We start from the raw sequence: 21,844 nt of genomic DNA on the forward strand, positions 1-21,844 counted from the left end.
GGCTGAAAGCACGCTGATCGCGCCGTCCGCGGCGGGGGCGCCGGACCCGGGCCGGCCGGCGATATACTGCCCGGATCTCCGCATTTCAGGTAGCGCCCCATGTCCCAACAAACCATTTCCATCACGCCCGACATCGCCTGCGGCAACGACCGCCCCTTCGTGCTGTTCGGCGGCATCAACGTCCTGGAATCGCGCGACCTGGCCCTGCGGTCCTGCGAGCACTACCAGAAAGTCACGCGCAAGCTGGGCATCCCCTACGTCTTCAAGGCCTCCTACGACAAGGCCAACCGTTCCTCCATCCATTCCTACCGCGGTCCCGGCATGGAAGAAGGCTTGAAGATCTTCGAAGCGGTCAAGGCCGAGTTCGGCGTGCCGGTCATCACCGACGTGCACGAACCCGCGCAGGCCGCGCCCGTGGCCGAGGTCGCCGACGTCGTGCAACTGCCGGCCTTCCTGGCGCGCCAGACCGACCTGGTCGTGGCGCTGGCCAGGACCGGCCGCGTGGTGAACGTCAAGAAACCGCAGTTCGTCAGCCCCAGCCAGGTGCAGAACGTGGTCGAGAAAATCCAGGAAGCCGGCAACCGGCAGGTCATCCTCTGCGACCGCGGCACCTGCTTCGGCTATGACAACCTGGTGGTGGACATGCTGGGCTTCGGCGTGATGAAGAAGGTCTCCGCCGGTTTGCCGGTCATCTTCGACGTCACCCATGCCCTGCAGCAGCGCGCCGCCGGCGCCGCCGCCTCGGGCGGGCGGCGCGAACAGGTGGCGGACCTGGCCCGCGCCGGCATGGCCGTCGGCCTGGCCGGCCTGTTCCTGGAGGCCCATCCGGACCCGGACCAGGCCAAATGCGACGGCCCCAGCGCCCTGCCGCTGGACCAGCTCGAACCCTTCCTGACGCAGATCAAGCGGCTGGACGACCTGGTCAAGTCCTTCGCGCCCCTGAACATCGCCTGAGCGCGCGACGGGCGGCGCCTCAGCCGCCGGCGGCCACGCTCTTGGTCATCTTCGACTTGTTGTAGTTGATGATGCGGCCCGTATCCGGCTCGATGCCGATACGGCCGCTCAGCGTTTCCAGCGGCTGGCCGTAGAGATGGAAATGCAGCGTCGGCGCATCCCCCGTGACGTGGATGCTGTGCAGGTCGTCGGGCAGGAAGGCGATGGGCGCGCCGGGCCGCACCACCTGTTCGTGCGACAGGGCCAGCTTGGCGTACTCCGCGTTGCTGCCGTCGTCGGTGCGCTGGTAGATCCGGTTCAGCTCGTCGCCGGCGATGGCCACGATCACGGCCCAGGTGGTGTGGTTGTGCGGCACCGTGGTCTTGCCCGGATTGATGGAATTCAGATACAGCGCGATATCGTCGTCGCCGTCGTCCGGATTCAAACGGTAGCGCGTGGACTCGCCCTGGCCCGCCGCCGGCGGCGGGAACTCGGCGCTGCTGAACAGTTCGGGCGCCTGCGCCAGCCGCTCCAGGCGCGCGCTGATGTCGGCCAGCAGCTCGCGGCTCAACTGGCGGCCGGCCAGCAATTGGCGGATGTCGTCCAGGGTCTCGGCGACGCGCTGGCGGCGTTCGGCGGCGAGCGCGGACGGCGCCGCGGTGGAGGGGGAAGCATTGCTCATGATGGGTCTCCTTATCAAATAATCGCGATCACATAATCACAATCAAATAATCACGATTACATAATCGCAAATAATTGCCTGGCGACAGGCCGGATAACCCCACGGCGCACTCGGATGAGAGAGACAAGGGGCCACGCCTCGGCGTATCGTCGAAAGGATTCAACAATACGCCAAAATCCGCCGCGCGCCGCGCCTTTTCCCGGGTTAATGCCGATGACCGGGAGAAGCGGCCGGCGCGGGCCTCGGCCCGCCGCCCGCGCGGATAGTGCGTCCCCACTTGAATTCGGCGCGCCGCCCCCCATTTAGGCGGCTCCCCAGGCGACAAGGAGCGCAGAATGACCTACCGCAAAGACCCCGAGGCCGTTGCCCGGCTGACGCCGGAGCAATACCGCGTCACCCAGGAAAGCGGCACCGAATATCCGGGCACCGGGGAATATCTGGACAACAAGGAAGCCGGCCTGTACGTGGACATCGTCTCCGGCGAGCCGCTGTTCGCCTCGTCGGACAAATTCGATTCGCATTGCGGCTGGCCCAGCTTCACCAAGCCCATCGAAAACGCCAATATCAACGAATTGCGCGACACTTCGCATGGCATGGTGCGCACGGAAGTCCGCTCCACCCATGGCGACAGCCATCTGGGCCATGTTTTTCCGGACGGGCCGCCCGATCGCGGCGGCCTGCGTTATTGCATCAACTCGGCGTCGCTGCGCTTCATTCCGCGCGACCGTATGGAAGCCGAAGGCTACGGCGCCTATATCGACCAGGTGGAGGACGTGAAATGAGCCAGGAACGCGCAGTACTCGCGGGCGGCTGCTTCTGGGGCATGCAGGACCTGATCCGCCGTCTCGACGGGGTGATCAGTACCCGCGTGGGTTATAGCGGGGGCGACGTGGACAACGCCACCTACCGCAACCATGGCACGCATGCCGAGGCCATCGAGATCATTTTCGATCCGGCGCGGACCAGCTTCCGCCAGATACTGGAATTCTTCTTCCAGATCCACGATCCGACCACGCCCAACCGGCAGGGCAACGACATCGGCACCAGCTACCGTTCGGCCATCTTCTACACCGACGAGGAGCAGAAGCGCGTCGCCGAGGACACCATCGCCGACGTCGATGCCTCCGGCTTGTGGCCCGGCAAGGTGGTGACCGAAGTGGCGCCGGCGGGCCCGTTCTGGGAAGCCGAGCCCGAGCACCAGGACTACCTGGAGCGCATCCCCAACGGCTACACCTGCCACTTCGCGCGGCCCAACTGGAAGCTGCCCAAGCGGGCGGCCGCTTGACGAAGGCGGGGCGCGGCGCGGCTTATTTACGCGCGATCCACAACGTCCAGCGGTCTTTTTCCTGGATCGGCTCGGCGCGCCCCGTGCGTTCGCCGATGAAGGCGATCAGCGTCTGCAATTCCTCGTCGCTGAGTTCGTGCAGGATGGAGCGGCCCGTGCGATTGGCGAGGTCTTGCGCCAGGTCGTCGAAGCGCGCGTACGTTTTGCGCGTTTCCCACAGCGTCGCGCTTTCCACCGCGGTATAGCCGGCCCGCCCCAAGGCCTCGCGGACCTTGCCGTCGGTGGGCCGGCGCCCGGCCTCCACCGTGCCCAGGCGCGGGAAGCAATCGAAGAAATACCCGCGGATGTGCTCCGGCGAACCGGGTATCGCCACATCATCCGGCGTGCGGTCCTGGACCAGCAGGACGCCGCCGGGCGCGAGCAGGCGATAGGCCTCCGCGAAGCAGTCGTCGTAGTCCCGCAGGTGATGGATGAGGGCGCGCTCGAAGACGATGTCCACGCTTTCCGCCGCGAGCCCGGTGGCCTGCGCCGTGCCGACCTGGAAGGACAGACGCGGGCGGTCCTGCGCCTTTTCGCGGGCGGCGGCGACCATCTGCTCGGAGAAATCGACGCCCGTCACCTGCCCGGCGCCCAGGTCGTCCCAGGCCCGGGTATAGATGCCGCCGCCGCAACCCACGTCCGCCACGCGCTTGCCGCGCGGATCCACGGCCGCGCCGATGGCGCGCGCCCAGCCATCGTCGGCCGTGCGGCCGGCATAGGTGTACTTGTTCTTCTGCGAGTGGAAATCGATGCTCATGGCGAAGTCCTGCGGGGTTTCAGGGGAGGAGCCGCCATCTTAGAATCGGTGAATGAATATGTAAAATATATCAAACCTACCACAAGCAGACTCTGGACATATCCTTTATGGAACTGCGCCATTTGCGCTATTTCATCGCCGTCGCGGAAGAAGAACACATGACGCGCGCGGCGGAGCGCCTGGGCATCCAGCAACCGCCGCTGAGCCAGCAAATCCGCGACCTGGAACGAGAGCTGGACGTCCAGCTCTTCGACCGCACGCCGCGCAGCGTGCGCTTGAACACGGCGGGCCGCGTATTCCTGGAAGAGGCCCGCGCCCTGCTCGCCGGTGCCGAGCGCGCCGCGGTGCGGGCGCGGCAGGCGACGCGCGGGCAGATCGGCCGCATCGCGGTCGGCTACACCAGCTCCGCCTCGCTGCATCCGCGCGTGCCGCAGTTGATCCGCGCGTTTCACGCCCGCCATCCCATGATCGCCCTGGACTCGCAGGAAAACACCACGCGCGACCTGCTGGAGGCGGTAGCCGGCGAAGCCCTGGACGCCGTCTTCGTGCGCGCGTCCGCCAAGCGCTATCCCGCGCTGGCGGCCCTCGTGCTGGACCAGGAAGAGATGGTGGCCGCCCTGCCCATCGAGCATCGCCTGGCGGGCGCGCGCGGCGCGCTGGCCCTGGCGGACCTGGCGGCCGAACCCTTCGTCCTCTATCGCCGGGAGGACGGCCCCGGCGTGCAGGACGAACTGCTCGCCGCGTGCGCCAGAGCCGGCTTCGCGCCGCGCGTCGTCGCCGACGTGCCCCGCCTGCTGTCCGCGGTCACGCTGGTGGCGTCGGGGCGCGGCATCACCTTGCTGCCGCGCTCGCTCCAGGCCCTGCATCGGGAAAGCGTCGCCTACCTGCCGCTGGACGCCGCCTCGGCATTCACGATTCCGCTGACCCTGGTCTATCGCAAGCCCGCGGCGGACACACCCCTGGCGCGCTTCGTCGAAGCGGCGCGGCAAGCGATGCCCGCACAGGCGCCGCGCCGCCGGCGGACCGCCCGCGCGCCGGGCGCGCCCGGGCGGCTGGATTAGAATGGCCGGTTCCGCAAAGCAGCGCTGCGCCACCGTGCGTCCCTCCAGACGCCGGGCGGCGCGCACGCCGGCTCCCGACCCGGGAAGCCGATCGGATTCATTCGTAAAAGATTCATTCGTCAAGTAAAGGAAGTACGGACATGGCCGCGGCCGACTACAGCAAAGACATCCTGGCGCGCGCCGCGCAAGCTTTCCAGGGCGGGGACTACGCCGCCGCCGTCGACCTGCTTTCCCCCGCCGCCGCGGCGCATCCCGACGATGCCGACCTGGCCTCGGCCCTGGCCTATGCGCTGAGCCGCGCCGGCGCGCTGGCGCAGGCCGCCGACCAATTCGAACGCGCCGTCGCCCTGCGCCCCAAGGACGTGGGCTTGCTGCGCGACGCCGGCGCCGTGCACCTGCGCAACGGCACGCTGGAGACCGCGCTGGAGCGCTATCGCGCCGCCTACCGCCTGTCCAACAACGACCTTGCTCTGCTCGGCAACATCGTCGACGTGCTGCTGCGCCTGCAACGCGGCAACGAAGCCCTGACCATGATCGAGGGCACGCTGGCGCTGGCGCCGCGCGCGGCCTCGCTGCATTACATGCGCGGCGTGGTGCTGGGCGCGCTGGGACGCCAGCAGGAAGAACGCCAGGCCTACGAAAACGCCATCAAGCTGGACCCGAAACTGGTGGACGCGCACACCAACCTGGGCGTGCTGGCGCGCGACCAGCATCGTTTCGACGACGCCATGCGCCACTTCAAGCATGCCCTGGCCATCGATCCCGAGCATGCCGGCGCGCGCACCAACCGCGCGCAGACCAATCTGCTGCTGGGCCAGTTCACGCACGGATGGCGCGATTACGAATGGCGCTGGCGCGACGGCGTGCAGACCATGCCCTACGCCGGCGCGCCCTGGCTGGGCGAAGGCGCGCTGGCCGGACAGACCTTGCTGGTGCATGCCGAGCAGGGCCTGGGCGATACGATCCAGTTCAGCCGCTATGTGCCGGCGCTGATCCCGCTGGCGGGAGGCGTGATCCTGCGCGTGCAGGCATCGCTCGCGCCCTTGCTGCGGGCCGGCCTGCCGGGCGTCACCGTCATCGGCGACGACGCGCCGGTCCCGGCCTTCGATCGCCACGTGCCGCTGCTCAGCCTGCCGCTGGCGCTGTCCAGGCAGCGCGTCGAACCCTGGCCGCTGGGCGAGCCGCTGCGCGCCGACGAGGCCTTGAAACAGGAATGGGCGGCGCTGCTGCCGGCGCGCAGCAGCGCCGCCCACCCGCGCATCGGCCTGGCGTGGTCGGGCAATCCGGGCCACCCGGACGACCGCAACCGTTCGATCTCTTTCGCCGAGCTCGCGCCGCTGCTGGACGCGCCGTGCGATTTCATCTGCGTCCAGAAGGACATCCGTCCCGCCGATCTCGCCGCCATCGAGCAATGGCGCGGCGTCGCGGGCCACGACAACCTGCACCTGCCCAACGATGCCTTGCGCGATTTCTCGGAAACCGCCGCGCTGATGGCGAATCTCGACAGCGTCATCACCGTCGACACCGTCGCGGCTCACCTGGCCGGCGCCTTGGGCATTCCCACGGTCCTGCTGCTGCCCGCCATGCCCGACTGGCGCTGGCAGCTCAATCGCGAGGACACGCCTTGGTATCCCTCCGTCCGCCTGCGCCGCAAGCGCGCCGGCGGCACGTGGGCGGAAATCATCGACGACCTGCGCGCCTCGCTCCAGCAGCGCGGCTGAACGCGCCGGTCCCGCTACTTGGCCGCGCTCTCCGGCAAGGCCGCGAGCGCGGCTTCCAGCAATTCCGCGGTGACTTCGTTCAAGCCCGTGCCGCGCGCCATCGCAAGGGCGCGCACCTGCTCGGCCAGGGCCTGCGGCAGCTTGACGGGAAAGGGCACCAGGCCCTGGGCCTGATCCTGGCGCCGGCGGTCGCGCCGGTCCTGGGTCTGCGCCGCGGCCGCGCCGAAGCGCTGTGGCGTGCCCGCGCTCTTCAACTGGCCCATCAGCTTCAGGCCTTTGTTCTTTTCCAGATCGGTTTTCTTCATTTCGGGACGTCTTGGGGTAGGAACCGGACACTACCGTCCGGCGAGGGTTGCTCGAACAATCCGGCCCTGGGGTCCCGACGTCGGCGCTGCAAACACCGCGAGCATACAACGGCGCGCGATCAATCTCCGGCCGCTTGCCCGGCCAGGTATTCATCCAGCCGCTCGCGCAAGCGTTTCGCCAACGCCGGCAACCGCGACGCCACGCGGAACATGGGGCCGGCGACCAGCAGGGCATAACGCCGCTCGCCGACGGCGAAGGGCACGGCCACGCCCCCCAGGTCCGGCGTGTACTCCGCGTTGCCTTCGAACCAGCCGCGCGCGACCGACGCGGCGATTTCCGCCTCCACCTGCGCGGCGGATACGCGTGTGGTATCCGTATGGCGCTCATAGACGGCCTTCTCCAGGATGGCCGCGCGATCGGCCGCCGACATCTGCGACAGCAATGCGCGTCCCGTGGCCGTCACATGCAAGGGCACCCGCTTGCCCACCGGCGCGGCGTAGCGCACCGGACTGGGCGACTCCACCGTCTCGATGAAAAGCGCATGCGCGCCGCTGGCGGCCGCGAGCACGGCGGTCTCCCCCGTTTCCTGCACGAGCTGGTCCAGCAAGGCGCGCATGCCGTGCGGAATCGGCTGCCCGCGTTCGATCTGCGTGATCAGTTCCGCCCAGACCGGCGCCGGATAGTAGCCGGCGCGCGCGCGCGGCTCGTACAGGAAGCCGCGATTGGTCAAGGTCAACAGGAGATTGAAGGTGCTGGAACGGGGCCAACCGAAATGGCGCGCGATCTCCGCCAGGCTGGCCGGCCGCTGCCGCGCCGCGAAGAACTCCAGCAGATCCAGGACATTGCCGACTTGTTTGATGCTCACAGGCCCTCCGCCGCCATCGCATGTATGCGCGCGGCCGCCCTCGGCCGCCCCGCAGCCCAAGACGATAGCCGCATCCAAGGGTAAATCCCAAGCTGTTATTTTCTCCGCCCATGTTCCTGTATGTGTATGATTTGTTCCTGCCTATGAACACATAGCGGCCATAAAAATGAAATCGGAGACGAAGTCCACCCCCGCCACGGGCCCCCTGGCGAACGTCAAGGTCATCGACATGACGTCCGTCCTGATGGGGCCCTTCGCCTCGCAGGCCCTCGCCGACATGGGCGCGGACGTCATCAAGATCGAGGCCCCCAAGGGGGACCTGGTGCGCCAGATCGGCCCCGCCCGCCACGAGTCCATGGGACCGGTCTATCTCAACGCCAACCGCAACAAGCGCAGCGTCGCGCTGGACCTGAAGCAGCCCCAGGGCATCGCCGCGCTCAAGCGCCTGCTGGCCGACGCCGACGTGTTCATGTACAACGTCCGGCCGCAGGCCATGGCCCGCCTGGGCCTGTCCTACGAGGACGTCGCGCGGATCAATCCGCGCATCGTCTACGCCGGGCTGTTCGGCTTCGACCAGGACGGCCCCTACGCCGCGCGGCCGGCCTACGACGACCTCATCCAGGGCGCGGCCACGCTGCCGCATCTCATCGCCAAGGCCTCCGGCGGCATCCCGCGCTATGTGCCCACCGCCATGGCCGACCGCATCGTCGGCCTGACCGGCGTCAACGCCATCCTCGCCAGCCTGCTGGCGCGCCACGCCACCGGGCGCGGCGACCGGGTCGACGTTCCCATGTTCGAGACCATGGCCGCCTTCGTCCTGGGCGACCACCTGGGCGGCCTGACCTACGAACCGCCGCTGGACGGCGGCGGCTACGCCCGGCAACTGTCGCCCGAACGGCGCCCTTATCGAACCCTCGACGGCTATGTCTGCGCGCTGATCTACACCGACAAGCAGTGGCGCGACTTCCTGCGCGCCGTCGGACGCGAGGCGCTCATGGACGAGGATCCGCGCTTCGGCAGCTACGGCGGCCGTTCGCGCAACATCGACCACGTCTACGGGGAACTGGCGCGCATCTTCCTGGAGAAAGGCACCGCCGAATGGATGGCCCTGCTGGAAGAGGCCGACATTCCGTTCATGCCCATGCACGACCTGCTCAGCATCCTCGACGATCCGCAATTGAAGGCCACGGGCTTCTTCATCGAAACCGACCATCCCAGCGAAGGAAGAATCCGCACCATGCGCATTCCCGTGCGCTGGCAGAACAACCCGCCGGCCACCTTGCGCCGCCATGCGCCGCGGCTGGGCGAACACACGCGCGAAGTGCTGGCGCAACTCGGCTACACGCCCGCCGAGGTGGAGGCCATGCTGGCGGCCGGGCATGCGGCCGCCGCCCCAGGCATTGCCGCGGATTGAGCGCGCGGACTGAGCGCGCGGGCTGAACCCACCGCGCAGGCCGCGCCCGACGAACCCCAGGGAGTCTTCCATGATACGTTCGCTGTTCTTCGCCCCCGCCAACCGGCCCGAACTGGCCGTCAAGTTTCCGCGCTTCGGCGCCGACTGCTGCGTCATCGACCTGGAGGACGGCACCCCGGAGGCGGAAAAGGCAAAGGCCCGCGCGGCCCTGCGCGACACCGTCGCGCAAGTGCGCGCGGCGGGCCTGCAATCCCGCCTGGCCATCCGGGTCAACGTGCCCGACTCGCCGCACTACCTGCTGGACCTGCAAGCGGCCTTCGAATGCGACGTCGACGCCATCGTGATTCCCAAGCTGGAAACGCCGGCGCAGGCCTTCCCCGTGCAGCACGGCATCGCCCATGCGCGCGGCCCGCGCGCCATCGGCCTGATCGGCGGCATCGAGTCGGTGCGCGGCGTCCTCGATGCGCGGCGCATCTGCGAGGAAACGGCCAACCTGATGGCCGTCTACTTCGGCGCGGAAGACTATGCCGCCGACATAGGCGGCCGCCGCACGCCGACGGGCGCGGAGGTGGCTACCGCCCGCGGCTGGGTCGTCATGGCCGCGCATGCGGGCCGCGTGCCGGCCATCGACCAGGCCGTGCTGGACATCCGCGACGACGCGCTCTATACCGCCGACGCCAACGCGGGCCGCGACATGGGCTATCAAGGCAAGATCTGCGTCGCGCCGGCCCAGGTCGCGTTGGCCAACGCGGCCTTCTCGCCCACGCCGGAAGAAGTCGCCTATGCCCGCCGGCTGGTGGCCGCCTATGACGCCGCCACGGCGCGTGGGATAGGCACCATCGACTTCGAGGGCCGCATGGTCGACGGCCCGCTGCTCAAGCATTCGCAGTCCATCCTGGCCGCCGCGGCGCGATCATGAAGACGCCCATATCCCTGGACGCCCTGGACCTGGCGCAATACATCCGCCCCGGCGACGGCATCGTCTTCGGCCAGGGGGTGGGCGAGCCGCTGGGGCTGACCGCGAAACTGGTGGAACAGCGGTCCCGCTACAGCGGCGCCCGGATATTCCTGGGCACCGGCTTCTCGCACACCTTCAGTCCCGAACACACGGACCATCTCCGCTTCAAGGGCATAGGGGGCATCGGCACGCTGCGCAAACTCGCCAGCGCGGGCGCGCTCGATCCCGTTCCCTGCCACATCTCCGCCGTCGCGAGCCTGCTGGCGGGCGGGCAGATTCCCTGCGACGTGCTGCTGCTGTCCGTCAGCCCGCCCAACGCGCGCGGCGAATACAGCTTCGGCCTGGTCAACGACTATCTGCAGGCCGCGCTGGCGCGGGCGCGGGTGGTCATCGCGGAAATCAATCCCGCCATTCCCTGGTCATACTGCGACCGTCCCTTGCGCGCGGAGGACTTCACGCTGGCGGTGGAAAGCGGCGTCGCGCCGCTGGAGCTGCCTACCGCCGCATTCGGCGAGCTGGAGCAGCGTATCGCAAGCCATCTCGCGCCCCATATCCCGGAGCGCGCCACCCTGCAACTGGGCATAGGCGCGGTGCCCGAGGCCATCCTGGCCTCCCTGGCCGAACGCCGGGGCATGGGCGTCCATTCCGGCATGATCGGCGATTCGGTCATCGATCTCATCGAAAGCGGCGCCATCGACAATGCGCACAAGGGCATCGATGCCGGCGTCACCATCACCGGCGTGCTGTTCGGCACGCGGAAGCTCTATCGCCATGCGCACGAGAATCCCGCCATCCGGCTGTGCCAGACCGGGTACACGCACCACATGGCCACGCTGTCCAGGGTGCGCAACCTCGTGTCCATCAACAGCGCGCTGGAAGTCGACCTGACCGGACAGGTCAATGCCGAGGCGATCGGCGCGCAGCACATCGGCGCCGTGGGCGGCCAGGTCGATTTCGTGCGCGCGGCGGTGCAGACCGGCGGGGTGTCCATCATCGCGCTGTCGGCGACGGGCCGCAACGGCGAAAGCAAGATCGCCGCGCAACTGGCGGGGCCCGTGACCACCGCCCGCAGCGACGTGGATATCATCGCCACCGAATACGGCGTGGCCCGACTGCGCGGATGCAGCCTGCGCGAGCGCGTCAGGGCGCTTACCGCCATCGCCGCCCCCCAACATCGCGAATCGCTGATGCAAGCGGCGCGCGCCACCTGGAGCGACCTGTGAACCCGCAACCCGACAACAGACTCAGGCTCAGCGAGGAAATCGTCTTCGACGTCGTCGACGGCGCCATCGCCGTCATCACCATATACCGGCCCGCGCAACGCAACGCCATCAACCGCGGCGTCATCGACGGCCTGAAGCAGGCCTGGCAGCGCCTGGAACAGGACCCCGCGCTGCGCGTCGGCATTCTCACCGGCGCGGGCGACAAGGCGTTCTGCGCCGGCATGGACCTGAAGGAAGCCGCCGCCATGCAACTGCGGATTCCGCCGCGCGACATGTTCCCCGTGCTGGGCGACAACGTGCGCGTCTCCAAGCCCACCATCGCCGCCGTCAACGGCGTGGCGCTGGCCGGCGGCTGGCTGTTCGCGCAGATGTGCGACCTCTGCGTCGCGTCCGAACACGCGGCCTTCGGCATCACCGAAGCCAAGGTCGGACGCGGCATGCCCTGGGCCGCGCCGCTGATCCACATGCTGCCGCAACGCATCGCCATGGAAGTGCTGCTGACGGGCAAGCCCATCGGCGCCCAGCGCGCCCACGCCCTGGGCTACGTGAACGAGGTCGTGCCCCACGCGCAACTGCTGGACAGCGCGCTCGCCCTGGCCCGCGTCATCGCGGCCAATGCGCCGCTCACGGTCAAGGCGGCGCGCGAGCTGGTCTACCTGTCCACCGAAATGGGCCGTTCGGCCGCGCTGGACGCCGCGCACGCGCTTTTCGAGCCGGTCTACCTGAGCGAGGACGCCCAGGAAGGCCCGCGCGCCTTCGCCGAAAAACGCGCCCCGCATTGGAAAGGATGCTGACATGAACTTCGAACCCAGCGACGAACACCTTTCCATCCGCCAGGCCGTCGACGATCTGTGCACGCGCTTCCCCGAGAGCTACTGGCTGGAACGCGACGCCGACGGCGTCTTCCCGGAAGACTTCTACCGCGCCATGGGCGAAGCCGGCTGGCTGGGAACCGCCATCCCGGAGGCCTATGGCGGCGCCGGCCTCGGCGTGCAGGAAGCAGCCATCGTCATGCAGGCCGTGGCCGAATCGGGCGCCTGCCTGAGCGGCTGCTCGTCCATCCACATCAATATCTTCGGCCTGCTTCCGGTGGCCGTCTTCGGCACCGAGGAACAGAAGCAGCGCATGCTGCCGCCCATCGCGCAGGGCAAGGTGAAGACCTGCTTCGGCGTCACCGAACCCAATGCCGGCCTGAACACCACGCAGCTCAAGACGCGCGCCGTGCGGCAAGGCGACAAATACGTCGTCCATGGCCAGAAGGTCTGGATCTCCACCGCCCAGGTGGCCGACAAGATCCTGCTGCTGGCGCGCACCACGCCCCTGGAGGAGCTGGGGCCGGGCCAGCACTCGCAAGGGCTGACGCTGTTCTATACCGACCTCGACCGCAGCCGCGTCGACGTCAAGCTGATCGAGAAGATGGGGCGCAAGTGTGTCGACTCCAACGAACTTTTCATCGACGGCCTGGAAATCCCCATCGAGGACCGCATCGGCGAGGAAGGCAAGGGTTTCAAGTACATCCTGCACGGCATGAACCCAGAGCGCGTGCTGCTGGCCGCGGAAGCCATCGGCGTGGGACGCGCCGCGCTGGACAAGGCGGCCGGCTATGCGCGCGAACGCACGGTCTTCGGCCGGCCGATCGGGCAGAACCAGGGCATCCAGCACCCGCTGGCGAAGAACTGGGTGGAACTGGAGGCCGCCCAGTTGCTCATGCAGCAGGCCGCCTGGCTCTACGACAACGGCCGCGAATGCGGCGCGCAGGCCAACGCGGCGAAGTACTTCGCGGCGGAAGCGGGCTTTCGCGCCTGCGAACGCGCCATCCTCACGCACGGCGGCATGGGCTACGCCAAGGAATTCCACGTCGAGCGGTATCTGCGCGAAATCATGATTCCCCGCATCGCGCCCGTCAGCCAGGAGCTCATCCTCAGCCATATCGCGGAGCGCGTCCTGGGCATGCCGAAGTCGTATTGAACTATTGAACATGCGCCGCCGTGCGGCCGTGGAGAGTACCCGAAGGTAGAAGGAAGAACTTCGTTGAAGAACATCACTGAAGAACTTCACAGAAAAACACACCGGAGACAACCATGTTCCCCCGCTTTTCCACCTCGACGCGCAGCCCGCTGCGCCACCTGCTGGCTTGCCTGCTCGCCGGCGCCAGCCTGGCCGCGACGGCCGCCCATGCCGAGAACTGGCCGTCCAAGCCCATACGCCTGATCCTGCCCGCCGCGCCGGGCGGCAGTTCCGATCCGCTGGCGCGCATGGTGGCGGAGCAGTTGGGCGACAGCCTGCATCAATCCGTCATCGTCGAAAACCGTCCCGGCGCCAACGGCAACGTCGGTTCGGCGTCGGTGGTGCGCGCCGCGCCCGACGGCTATACCCTGCTGTTCAGTTGGACCGGCACGCTGGTGCCCGCGAACACGCTGTATCACAACAAGCCCTACGATCCGCAAAAGGACCTCGCGCCCATCGTGCAGATCGCCTCGGTGCCCAACATCATCGTGGTGCGGCCGTCCTTGAAGATCGACTCGCTCAAGGACCTGACGGCCTATGCCAAGGCGAATCCGGACAAGCTGAACTTCGGCTCCACGGGCAGCGGCAGTTCATACCACCTCTCCGGCGAGCTGTACAAGAAAACGGCCGGCGTCTCCATGCTGCACGTGCCCTATAACTCGCCGGGTGCGGTCTTCAGCGACCTCATCGGCGATCGCCTGCAACTGGCCTTTCCCGGCGTCACCGCCGCCGCCCCGCTGGTCAAGGACGGCAAGCTCAAGGCCCTGGCCGTGATGGCGCCGAAGCGTTCCGACATGCTGCCCGACGTACCGACCACCGCCGAAGCGGGCTATCCCACCCTGCTGTCCGACACGTGGTTCGGCCTGCTGGCGCCCAAGGGCACGCCCCCCGCCGTGATCGACAAGGTCAACGCGGCCATGAACGCCGCGCTCAAGACGCCCGCGTTCCGCGACAGGCTGACGACGCTGGGCTTCGTGCCCCTGGGCGGGACGCAGGCGCAGTTCGTCAAGGCGATCGATGACGACATCGCCAAATGGGGCGAAGTCGTCAGGTTCTCCGGCGCGAAGATCGACTGATCGCGATTGAACGCGATTGAACGCGCTCCCCCGCGCGTTTATTGCCCGCGATGGCCCAGCCGCGCCGACAGCCGCTGCGCCGTCGCGCGCAGGATACGCGGGACCTCGCCGTCCCAGTCCGGCGCCAGCCGCTCGGCCTCGCAGGTCGTCGACAGGGCGAGGACCATCTCTCCCTGCGCGTCGAACACCGGCACGCTGAAGGCGTTGACCCTCACCTTGTGGCGCGGCGACGGCGCGCAACCCACGGCCCTGGCCATGCCATGCTCGCGCGCCTCGGCCAGGCGCAGCGCGAACTGCCCTTCGTCGGGGTGCCCCTCCGCTTCGCGCAGCCGCAGTTCATGCCGCACGGCGTCCTCGACCACGTCGGGACGCATGAAGGCGGCGAACGCCAGCCCGGTGGCGGACTGCGTCAGGCTCACCACGACGCCCGTCTGCAAATAGGGGCTGACCGGCTGGAGCGACGGTTCCCAGCGCACGATGGTCGCGCCCTGGTTGCCCCACACCGCCAGTCCCAGCGTGCGCTGCCCGATGCGCTCGCAGGTCTCGGCCAAGGCGGCGCCGGCCATGCGCACCGCTTCCAGCGCCGCCATGCCGGCGTTGCCCGGCGTCGCGCGCGCCTCGCCCAGGTCGTGCGCGAACGTGACCATGTAGCGGCCTTCGCCGAAGGCGAGCGGACGATGCGCGCTGCGGTGTATGCGTTCGACCTGGCCGATGTAGACCACATGGTCGCCCCCCGGATAGGCCGCCACCTTGCGGCATTCCAGGTGCGCGGCGCTGTCGTCGATCACCGGCACGCCGCCCAGCCCCGTCCGCACGGCGATGCCCTGGAACTTGTCGTCGCCCGACTTGGCGAACTGGTTCGACACGTGCACCTGGTGATCGCCCAGGATATTGACCACGAAGCGCTCGCAGTCGCGGAAGGCGGGATAGCTGCTCGACGTCAGCGCCTGGCTCCACAGGATCAGCGGCGGGTCGAGCGACACCGAACTGAACGAGTTGGCCGTCACGCCATAGGGCTTGCCGGCGGCATCGACGGTCGTCACCACCGTGACTCCCGTGGTGAACGCACCCAGCGTGCGCCGGAATTCCCGATGATCGAATGCGTCCATGACGCGCTCCAGCGCTGACGGCTGCGGTTTATTGTCCAGGACCTGCATGGCCTCTCTCCTCGATGATCCGACACGGATCAGACTGCGCACAGTCTAGGAGCCGCGCGGGCCGCGGGACAATTTGCGGAAATGAATGCACCTATAGCGAACGGGAATAAGCGCCGCGTCCTGGCTCAGACGATGCCTTCCAGCGTGGTCCTGAAGTTCTTGCGCAGGTATCCCTGGAAATTCGCCGCCGCGGCGCTGAGCTCGGCCTTGCTCGCGACCAGGCTGCCGTAGCGGCGCGAGGCGTCCAGGTCGGAGATCGTCAACGTCGCGCGCGAACGCCGGCCATTGTTCTGCGCCATGCTGCGCGGCAGCAGCGTGATGCCGTTGCCCGCGTCTATCATGCCCAGCAGCGTCGGCAGCGTGGCGATGGTGGCGGGATGGAAGGGCGCGCCGCGCGCCGCGTATTCGTCCTTGAGGCGCTTGAACAAGGACTTGTAGCGATCCAGCATCATCAGCGGATAGGGCAGGATCATGTCCATGGTCACGGCATCCTGCCCGGCCAGGGCGTGGCGCGCGGGCACCACCAGCAGCATGGGTTCCTCCGCCAGCGTCTGGAAGCGCAGGCCGCGCGGCGTGCCGTCCAGCGCCGCCACCGCCAGATCCGCCCGTCCTTCGGCGACCTCGCGTATGACCTGCTCATAGGGCAGGTCGTGCAACACGATGCGCACGTCGGGATAGCGCTCGGTATAGGCGTGGATCAACGACGGCATCACCATCGCGGACAGCATCGGCGTCACCGCCACCGTCACCGTGTTGCGCTCGGTGTCCGACGCCGCCTGGAAATGACGCAGCGCATCACGCAGCCCGGCCACCGCGCGCTCGGCCGCGTCGCGCAGGCGTTCGCCGTCCGGCGTGGTTTCGACGCGGCGCGTGGTGCGCACCAGCAGCTTGACGTGGAGTTTGTCTTCCAGACGCTTGACCCGGTTGGTCACGGCCGGCTGCGACAGGTGCAGCTTGCGCGCCGCGACGCTGAAACTCCCTTCCCTCACCACCCAGAGGAACGTCTCCAGTTCGGCGAGCTCCAGGCGCGTCAGCGATGGCGGGTCCGAAGATTTATTCATGTTCGTTATGAATGTATCACAGCGCGGAAATTGTGTTCGACCCGGTGCGACCCAATACTGCCTATCAGTTTTCGGACATCCACCCGCACTCATAACGAGCAACGACATGACCAAGCCGCAACGACAAATGACCCTGGTTGCATTCATGCAAGCCCAGAACTGCACGAACTATGTGGGCTCCTGGCGACATCCGTCAAGCATGACCGACTATCTGTCGCCGGAATACTACCAGCGCGTGGCCCGCACGCTGGAAGAGGGCAAGTTCGACATGGCTTTCTTCGACGACCGCCTGGCGATGCCCGACATCTACGGCGCCAGCCATCGCGACACGGTCAAGCACGGCGTGCGCGCCGTCAAGCTGGAACCCACGTCGGTGCTGATGGCCATGGCCATGGCGACGTCGCGCCTGGGCCTGGGCGCCACCTACTCCACCACGTACTACGAACCCTTCCACGTCGCGCGCCTGTTCGCCAGCCTGGACCTGATGACCAAGGGGCGCGTGGCGTGGAACGTCGTGACCTCGATGAACGACTCGGAAGCCGCCAACTTCGGCCACTCGGAGCACCTGGAACACGACCTGCGCTACGACCGCGCCGACGAGTTCATGGAAGTGGTGATGGGCCATTGGGACACGTGGAAGGAAGGCGCCATCGTCGCCGACAAGGAGAGCGGCTATTTCGCCGATCCCGACATGGTGACCCGCCTGGATCACCAGGGCCGTTTTTTCAAATCGCGCGGACCGCTGACCGTGCCGCGTTCGCAGCAGGGGCATCCCGTCATCCTGCAGGCCGGACAGAGCGGCCGCGGCCTGGCCTTCGCCGCGCGCTGGGCCGAGGTGGTGTTCGCGAAATATCCCACGCTGGCCAGCGGCGTGAAGCAATACCAGGCGTTGAAGGACGGCGTCGCCAACGCGGGCCGCGATCCGGACGGCACCAGGATAGCCGCCGAGGTGAAGATCATCGTCGCCGAGACCGAAAGCCTGGCCCGCGAGCAGCGCGACCTGGTGGCCAGCCTGTCGCGTCCCATCGACGGCCTGACCATGATAGGCGAGACGCTGAACATCGATTTCTCCGGCCGTCCCTACGAGCAGCCTTTCACCGACGAGGAGCTGGCCGCCGTCTCGTGGCAGAGCCTGCGCGACAAGGTCGTGCAGGTCAGCGGCAAGCGCAATCCCTCGGTCAAGGACTTCGTCGAAGCCTCGGGCCGCGGCACGCTGAACGACGGTCCGGTCTTCTGCGGCACCGGCAAGCAGGTCGCCGACCAGATGGAAGAATGGTTCAAGACGTCCTGCGACGGCTTCGTCCTGTCCGGCACCTCGGTGCCCGGCACCTATGAAGACATCGTGCGCCTGGTCGTGCCGGAATTGCAAAAACGCGGCCTGTTCCGCAAGGAATACGGCGACACCACCCTGCGCGGCAACCTGGGCGTGCCGAAGCCGCGCGCCGGCGACTGGCGCGGCCGCGCCTGAGGAGCAATCATGACCCGCAAGAGCGTGCGCATGATGTCGGCCAGCGGCATCCTCGGCTACGGGTTTCCCGAAGCCTCCCTGCAAGCCGCGCTGGCCCTGAAGCCGGACATGATAGGCGTGGACGGCGGCAGCAGCGACCCCGGCCCGCACTATCTCGGCTCGGGCAAGACGCTGAACTCGCGCCTGGCCATGAAGCGCGACCTGGGCCTGTTGCTGCGCGGCGCCATCGCCAACGGCATTCCGATGATGGTGGGCACCTGCGGGGGCGCGGGCGGCACGCCGCACCTGGCCGCCTGCGCCGACATCGTCCGCGAAATCGCGGCCGAGCATGGCCTGCACTTCAAATTGGCCCTGATCGAGGCCGAACAGGAGAAAGGCTTCCTGCTGGAGCAGTTGGAGGCCGGGCGCATCAAGCCCTTGGGCAATGCTCCCGAACTGCGCGCCGCCGACCTCGACAACGCCGTGCGCGTCGTCGGCATGATGGGGCCCGAGCCCTACCTGGCGGCCTTGCGCGCGGGCGCCCAGGTGATCCTCGGCGGGCGCGGCACCGACCCGGCGCCCTGGGCCGCCCTGGCCCTGCACCACGGCCTTCCGCCGGCGCCCGCCTGGTATGCCGGCAAGATCCTGGAATGCGCCTGCAACGCGGCCATCCCCAAGAAGCACGATTGCCTGATGGTGACCGTGGGCGAGGACTACGTCGAAACCGAGCCGCTCAACCCCGAATTGCGCTGCACCCCCTTGTCGGTGGCGGTGCAGGCCCTGCACGAGAACGCCAGTCCCGTCATCCGCTACGAGCCCGGCGGCGTGGTCGATTCCAGCGATTGCCGCATAGAGGCGCTCACCGACCGCCGCGTGCGCATCACCGGCATGCGCTGGACCGAGCGCCCCTACACCATCAAGCTCGAAGGCGCGCGCCAGGCCGGCTACAGCGCCATCGCCATCGCCGCCACGCGCGATCCCGGACTGATCGGCCAACTGGACAGCTTCATGGACTTCGTCCGCGAATCGACCGCGACCAAGGTCAAGGCCCTGGGCATCGCGCCGGACGACTACCAACTGGTGCTGCGCCTGTACGGCCGCGACGGCGTCATGGGCGCCTGGGAGCCGCATCCGGACGACGCGCCGACGGAGGTCTCCCTCATCGCCGAAGTCGTCGCGCGCACGCAGGACATCGCCAACGCCGCCCTCTCGCTGGCGCGCGTGACGCTGCTGCATTCCGACTTCCCGGGCCGCATGTGCCGCGAAGGGAATATGGCCTTCCCCTTTTCCCCGTCGGACATCGAACGCGGGGCCATCTACGAATTCATGCTGCAGCACGTCATCGAAATCGACGATCCGCTGCGCATGTTCCCCATCCGCTACGAGGACGTCTAGGAGCCACCATGGTCAAGCTCAAGCACATCGCCAAGGCGTGCAAAAGCAAGAATGCCGGGCCTTTCCACATCACCCTGGACATCATGTTCGACAAGCCGGCCCTGTTCGAACAGGTGCGCGAGACCGGCGTGATCAACGCCGCGCTGATCGCCCGGCTGTACGGCGTGGCGGAAACCGACATCCTGTTCACCGAATACGCGCCGGCGCTGGCCTGGAAGGCGACGCTGCCGCGCCGGATTCCCTCCGGCGCCGTCGGCGACACCGACGTCTACGGCGCGCAGCAGCACGCGCCCCTGCTCGACATCGAAATCCCGCTGGACATCGCGGCATAGCCCGGCGCCCGCCGGCGGCGCCGCTCCAAACCCGGCGTACCGAACCAGATCAGACAAATAAAACCAAGGAGACAACCATGAAAGCGATCCGCACGGCATTGATCCCCGCCGCCCTGCTGCTGGCCATGCCCGCGCATGCCGAGGAAACCCTGAAAATCGGCGCGGTCGTCACGCTGTCCGGCGCCGGCGCGGCCTGGGGTCAGGCGCTGCTGTACGGCGCGGAACTGGCCGCCGACGACGTCAACGCCAAGGGCGGCCTGGAGGTGGCGGGCAAGCGCTACAAGGTCCAGCTCGTTCCCTATGACGACAAATACCAGTCCAGCGACGCCGTCACCGCCACCAACCGCCTGTTGTCCGACGACGGCGTCAAGTACATCATCGGCCCCATGGGGTCGGCGCCGGCGCTTGCCGTGCAGCCCGTCACGGAGCCCGCCAAGGTCATCATCATGACGCTGGGCTTCACCGCCAAGGCCCTCAGCCCGGACAAGCCCTATTCCTTCCGTCCCAACCTGACAACCGAGGAAACCTCCTATCCCTCCATCGTCTGGCTGGTGAAGCACTTCAAGCTGAAGAAGGTCGGCGCGCTCTTCCCCAACGACGAATCGGGCCAGCAGATCGCGCGCGACCTGGAGCAGGCCTACGCCAAGGCCGGATCGTCGATGTCCTCCAAGGAATTCTTCGAGCGCCAGCGGGTCGACATGGTCCCGCTGCTGACCCGCATGATGGCCGCCGGCATCGACGCCATCGAGCTGGACGGCAACTCGCCCGCCACCGCCGGCATGATCGTCAAGCAGGCGCGTGAGCTGGGATTCAAGGGTCCCATCGTGCGCAACGGCGGGCCGGCCACGCCGGAAATCGTCGCGGTCGCGGGCAAGGCGGCGACCGAGGGAATGATGGTGAGCTCGCTGACCGATCCGAACAACGAGGCGGTCGCCGAGTACGCCCAGCGCTACCAGAAGAAATACAACAAGAAGATGAACGGCTTCAGCCCGGCCTTCTACGACGGCACGCACATGCTGTTCAAGGCCATGCAGGACGCCGGCACCGTCACCGACTCGGAGAAGGTGCGCCACGCGCTGGAGGCGATCAAGGACTACCCCGGCATCCAGGGCACGCTGAACTGGGGCGGCAAGGCCAGGTACGGCATCGCCCACCAGATCGAGTCGCCCTTCTTCATTTCCGAGGTCAAGGACGGCGCCGAGGTCGTCCGCGCCCGCTGCAACGTCGAGCAGTGCGTCGATGTGAAGTGAGCGCCATGACCACGTCCACTCTACTCGCGCAGGCGCTCGTCAACGGCCTGATCATCGGCCTGCTCTACCTGCTGATGGCGGTGGGTTTCACCCTCGTCTTCGGCGTGATGCGCATCGTCAACTTCGCCCATGGCGAGTTCTACATGCTGGGCGCGTTCGCCGCCTACATCCTGGTCTCGCAATACGACCTGCCCTTCATCGCGGCGGTGGCGCTGGCTTTCGTCTTCGCCGTCGCGGTCGGCTGGGTGGTGGAGGAAGTGGTGCTCAAGCCCTTCCGCCACGACGAGCTCAACGGCATGATCGCCACCATCGGGCTGGCGATGATCCTGCAGGCCGGCGCCCTGATGCTCTATGGCCCGGACTCGCAGTTCATGCCGGCGGTGGCCGACGGCGTCATCACGCTGGGCGGCGTGACGCTGCCGATGTCCAGGCTGTATGTGGTCGGCTTTTCCCTGGCGGTGCTGCTGGTCCTCTATCTTTTCCTGGGCCATACCCGCTACGGCCGCGCCTTGCGCGCGGTGGTGCAGGATACGGAGATCGCGGCCGCGCAGGGGATACGCACGCGCGTCATGTATCCGCTGGGCTTCGGCATCGGCGTCGGCCTGGCGGCGGTCGCCGGGGCCTTGATGGCGCCGCTGTTCTCGGTCTCTCCCTTCATCGGCGCCACGCCCCTGCTCAAGGCCTTCGTGGTGGTCATCCTCGGCGGGCTGGGCAGCATCCCCGGCGCCGCGCTGGCCAGCCTGCTGCTGGGCCTGGCGGAAAGCGTGACCAGCACGTTCATGAGCAACAGCATCGCCGAAATCCTGATCTTCGTACTCGTCATGGCCATGCTCATCGTCCGTCCGACCGGACTGTTCGGCCGTTCGGAGGCCTGA

The 21,844-nt window shown here is 67.7% G+C and carries 22 protein-coding genes; 16 read left to right on the top strand and 6 right to left on the bottom strand.

From position 1 onward, the window contains the following. The first annotated feature begins 99 nt into the window (after nt 1-99). Entirely contained in the window at nt 100-954 is an 855-nt protein-coding gene (kdsA, locus tag CAL29_RS26740; RefSeq protein WP_094855929.1) for a 3-deoxy-8-phosphooctulonate synthase, read from the top strand. Between the two features lie 19 nt (nt 955-973). Here kdsA and CAL29_RS26745 read toward each other — a convergent pair whose 3' ends face one another. After that, on the bottom strand, nt 974-1,615 hold the full coding sequence (locus CAL29_RS26745) for a cysteine dioxygenase family protein (protein WP_094855930.1): 642 nt from the start codon (nt 1,613-1,615) through the stop codon (nt 974-976). A 335-nt stretch (nt 1,616-1,950) separates the two neighbouring features. On the opposite strand from CAL29_RS26745, the gene msrB reads away from it, so the two are divergent. Continuing rightward, the gene (gene msrB, locus CAL29_RS26750; protein WP_094855931.1) at nt 1,951-2,397 is read left to right on the top strand and encodes a peptide-methionine (R)-S-oxide reductase MsrB; all 447 of its coding nucleotides are present in this window, start codon (nt 1,951-1,953) and stop codon (nt 2,395-2,397) included. Continuing rightward, nucleotides 2,394-2,900 carry a peptide-methionine (S)-S-oxide reductase MsrA gene (msrA, locus tag CAL29_RS26755; RefSeq protein WP_094855932.1) on the top strand — a complete coding sequence of 169 codons (507 nt, stop codon included), beginning with the start codon at nt 2,394-2,396 and terminating at the stop codon, nt 2,898-2,900. The genes msrB and msrA overlap by 4 nt, the downstream gene beginning before the upstream one ends. Before the next feature lie 22 nt (nt 2,901-2,922). On the opposite strand, the gene CAL29_RS26760 is transcribed toward msrA, so the two are convergent. Then, nucleotides 2,923-3,696, bottom strand: a complete 774-nt coding sequence (locus CAL29_RS26760) for a class I SAM-dependent methyltransferase (RefSeq protein WP_094855933.1) — start codon at nt 3,694-3,696, stop codon at nt 2,923-2,925. 107 nt (nt 3,697-3,803) lie between these two features. Here CAL29_RS26760 and CAL29_RS26765 point away from each other — a divergent pair, with 107 nt between their 5' ends. After that, a complete protein-coding gene (locus CAL29_RS26765) occupies nt 3,804-4,757 on the top strand; it encodes a LysR family transcriptional regulator (RefSeq protein WP_218831902.1) in 954 nt (317 codons plus the stop codon). Between the two features lie 140 nt (nt 4,758-4,897). Next, entirely contained in the window at nt 4,898-6,478 is a 1,581-nt protein-coding gene (locus CAL29_RS26770; protein WP_094855935.1) for a tetratricopeptide repeat protein, read from the top strand. 14 nt (nt 6,479-6,492) lie between these two features. On the opposite strand, the gene CAL29_RS26775 is transcribed toward CAL29_RS26770, so the two are convergent. Both CAL29_RS26775 and CAL29_RS26780 read right to left on the bottom strand, forming a co-directional pair. Then, nucleotides 6,493-6,783, bottom strand: a complete 291-nt coding sequence (locus tag CAL29_RS26775; RefSeq protein WP_094855936.1) for a hypothetical protein — start codon at nt 6,781-6,783, stop codon at nt 6,493-6,495. Nucleotides 6,784-6,902: 119 nt separating this feature from the next. Beyond that, entirely contained in the window at nt 6,903-7,649 is a 747-nt protein-coding gene (locus tag CAL29_RS26780; protein WP_094855937.1) for an IclR family transcriptional regulator, read from the bottom strand. A gap of 166 nt (nt 7,650-7,815) precedes the next feature. Here CAL29_RS26780 and CAL29_RS26785 point away from each other — a divergent pair, with 166 nt between their 5' ends. The 6 genes from CAL29_RS26785 (at nt 7,816) to CAL29_RS26810 (ending at nt 14,327) form a co-directional block, all read left to right on the top strand. Then, a complete protein-coding gene (locus CAL29_RS26785; RefSeq protein WP_094855938.1) occupies nt 7,816-9,063 on the top strand; it encodes a CaiB/BaiF CoA transferase family protein in 1,248 nt (415 codons plus the stop codon). Nucleotides 9,064-9,133: 70 nt separating this feature from the next. Beyond that, the gene (locus CAL29_RS26790; protein ID WP_094855939.1) at nt 9,134-9,982 is read left to right on the top strand and encodes an HpcH/HpaI aldolase/citrate lyase family protein; all 849 of its coding nucleotides are present in this window, start codon (nt 9,134-9,136) and stop codon (nt 9,980-9,982) included. After that, nucleotides 9,979-11,244: an acetyl-CoA hydrolase/transferase family protein gene (locus CAL29_RS26795; RefSeq protein WP_094855940.1), complete on the top strand. Its 1,266-nt coding sequence runs from the start codon at nt 9,979-9,981 to the stop codon at nt 11,242-11,244. Before CAL29_RS26790 ends, CAL29_RS26795 begins: the two co-directional genes overlap by 4 nt. Beyond that, nucleotides 11,241-12,038 (top strand): enoyl-CoA hydratase/isomerase family protein, encoded by a 798-nt coding sequence (locus tag CAL29_RS26800; RefSeq protein WP_256977761.1) that lies wholly within the window; start codon nt 11,241-11,243, stop codon nt 12,036-12,038. The genes CAL29_RS26795 and CAL29_RS26800 overlap by 4 nt, the downstream gene beginning before the upstream one ends. Nucleotide 12,039: 1 nt before the next feature. Further along, nucleotides 12,040-13,212 (top strand): acyl-CoA dehydrogenase family protein, encoded by a 1,173-nt coding sequence (locus tag CAL29_RS26805; RefSeq protein ID WP_094855942.1) that lies wholly within the window; start codon nt 12,040-12,042, stop codon nt 13,210-13,212. Between the two features lie 113 nt (nt 13,213-13,325). After that, nucleotides 13,326-14,327 (top strand): Bug family tripartite tricarboxylate transporter substrate binding protein, encoded by a 1,002-nt coding sequence (locus tag CAL29_RS26810; RefSeq protein ID WP_094855943.1) that lies wholly within the window; start codon nt 13,326-13,328, stop codon nt 14,325-14,327. A gap of 38 nt (nt 14,328-14,365) precedes the next feature. On the opposite strand, the gene CAL29_RS26815 is transcribed toward CAL29_RS26810, so the two are convergent. Further along, on the bottom strand, nt 14,366-15,484 hold the full coding sequence (locus CAL29_RS26815) for a flavin reductase (RefSeq protein ID WP_256977762.1): 1,119 nt from the start codon (nt 15,482-15,484) through the stop codon (nt 14,366-14,368). Between the two features lie 125 nt (nt 15,485-15,609). After that, nucleotides 15,610-16,545 (bottom strand): LysR family transcriptional regulator, encoded by a 936-nt coding sequence (locus tag CAL29_RS26820; protein ID WP_094855944.1) that lies wholly within the window; start codon nt 16,543-16,545, stop codon nt 15,610-15,612. A gap of 145 nt (nt 16,546-16,690) precedes the next feature. Between CAL29_RS26820 and CAL29_RS26825 the strand changes: the two genes are divergently transcribed. The 5 genes from CAL29_RS26825 to CAL29_RS26845 all read left to right on the top strand — a co-directional run bounded on the left by CAL29_RS26825 (nt 16,691) and on the right by CAL29_RS26845 (nt 21,844). Next, nucleotides 16,691-18,013 (top strand): LLM class flavin-dependent oxidoreductase, encoded by a 1,323-nt coding sequence (locus CAL29_RS26825; protein WP_256977880.1) that lies wholly within the window; start codon nt 16,691-16,693, stop codon nt 18,011-18,013. A 9-nt stretch (nt 18,014-18,022) separates the two neighbouring features. Next, complete coding sequence (locus CAL29_RS26830; protein WP_256977763.1) at nt 18,023-19,387, top strand: DUF1446 domain-containing protein; 1,365 nt, start codon at nt 18,023-18,025, stop codon at nt 19,385-19,387. 8 nt (nt 19,388-19,395) lie between these two features. Then, nucleotides 19,396-19,719: a DUF4387 domain-containing protein gene (locus CAL29_RS26835; protein WP_094855946.1), complete on the top strand. Its 324-nt coding sequence runs from the start codon at nt 19,396-19,398 to the stop codon at nt 19,717-19,719. A gap of 77 nt (nt 19,720-19,796) precedes the next feature. Beyond that, the gene (locus CAL29_RS26840) at nt 19,797-20,969 is read left to right on the top strand and encodes an ABC transporter substrate-binding protein (protein WP_179284201.1); all 1,173 of its coding nucleotides are present in this window, start codon (nt 19,797-19,799) and stop codon (nt 20,967-20,969) included. Nucleotides 20,970-20,974: 5 nt separating this feature from the next. Continuing rightward, a complete protein-coding gene (locus CAL29_RS26845; protein ID WP_094855947.1) occupies nt 20,975-21,844 on the top strand; it encodes a branched-chain amino acid ABC transporter permease in 870 nt (289 codons plus the stop codon).

The organism is Bordetella genomosp. 10 (assembly GCF_002261225.1).
Classification (GTDB): domain Bacteria; phylum Pseudomonadota; class Gammaproteobacteria; order Burkholderiales; family Burkholderiaceae_B; genus Bordetella_C.

Excerpts from the sequence above, each read along its gene's own strand:
- kdsA (WP_094855929.1), top strand. The coding sequence starts at position 100 with ATGTCCCAACAAACCATTTCCATCACGCCCGACATCGCCTGCGGCAAC.
- CAL29_RS26745 (WP_094855930.1), bottom strand. The coding sequence starts at position 1,615 with ATGAGCAATGCTTCCCCCTCCACCGCGGCGCCGTCCGCGCTCGCCGCC.
- msrB (WP_094855931.1), top strand. The coding sequence starts at position 1,951 with ATGACCTACCGCAAAGACCCCGAGGCCGTTGCCCGGCTGACGCCGGAG.
- msrA (WP_094855932.1), top strand. The coding sequence starts at position 2,394 with ATGAGCCAGGAACGCGCAGTACTCGCGGGCGGCTGCTTCTGGGGCATG.
- CAL29_RS26760 (WP_094855933.1), bottom strand. The coding sequence starts at position 3,696 with ATGAGCATCGATTTCCACTCGCAGAAGAACAAGTACACCTATGCCGGC.
- CAL29_RS26765 (WP_218831902.1), top strand. The coding sequence starts at position 3,804 with ATGGAACTGCGCCATTTGCGCTATTTCATCGCCGTCGCGGAAGAAGAA.
- CAL29_RS26770 (WP_094855935.1), top strand. The coding sequence starts at position 4,898 with ATGGCCGCGGCCGACTACAGCAAAGACATCCTGGCGCGCGCCGCGCAA.
- CAL29_RS26775 (WP_094855936.1), bottom strand. The coding sequence starts at position 6,783 with ATGAAGAAAACCGATCTGGAAAAGAACAAAGGCCTGAAGCTGATGGGC.
- CAL29_RS26785 (WP_094855938.1), top strand. The coding sequence starts at position 7,816 with ATGAAATCGGAGACGAAGTCCACCCCCGCCACGGGCCCCCTGGCGAAC.
- CAL29_RS26790 (WP_094855939.1), top strand. The coding sequence starts at position 9,134 with ATGATACGTTCGCTGTTCTTCGCCCCCGCCAACCGGCCCGAACTGGCC.
- CAL29_RS26795 (WP_094855940.1), top strand. The coding sequence starts at position 9,979 with ATGAAGACGCCCATATCCCTGGACGCCCTGGACCTGGCGCAATACATC.
- CAL29_RS26805 (WP_094855942.1), top strand. The coding sequence starts at position 12,040 with ATGAACTTCGAACCCAGCGACGAACACCTTTCCATCCGCCAGGCCGTC.
- CAL29_RS26810 (WP_094855943.1), top strand. The coding sequence starts at position 13,326 with ATGTTCCCCCGCTTTTCCACCTCGACGCGCAGCCCGCTGCGCCACCTG.
- CAL29_RS26815 (WP_256977762.1), bottom strand. The coding sequence starts at position 15,484 with ATGCAGGTCCTGGACAATAAACCGCAGCCGTCAGCGCTGGAGCGCGTC.
- CAL29_RS26820 (WP_094855944.1), bottom strand. The coding sequence starts at position 16,545 with ATGAATAAATCTTCGGACCCGCCATCGCTGACGCGCCTGGAGCTCGCC.
- CAL29_RS26825 (WP_256977880.1), top strand. The coding sequence starts at position 16,691 with ATGCAAGCCCAGAACTGCACGAACTATGTGGGCTCCTGGCGACATCCG.
- CAL29_RS26830 (WP_256977763.1), top strand. The coding sequence starts at position 18,023 with ATGACCCGCAAGAGCGTGCGCATGATGTCGGCCAGCGGCATCCTCGGC.
- CAL29_RS26835 (WP_094855946.1), top strand. The coding sequence starts at position 19,396 with ATGGTCAAGCTCAAGCACATCGCCAAGGCGTGCAAAAGCAAGAATGCC.
- CAL29_RS26840 (WP_179284201.1), top strand. The coding sequence starts at position 19,797 with ATGAAAGCGATCCGCACGGCATTGATCCCCGCCGCCCTGCTGCTGGCC.
- CAL29_RS26845 (WP_094855947.1), top strand. The coding sequence starts at position 20,975 with ATGACCACGTCCACTCTACTCGCGCAGGCGCTCGTCAACGGCCTGATC.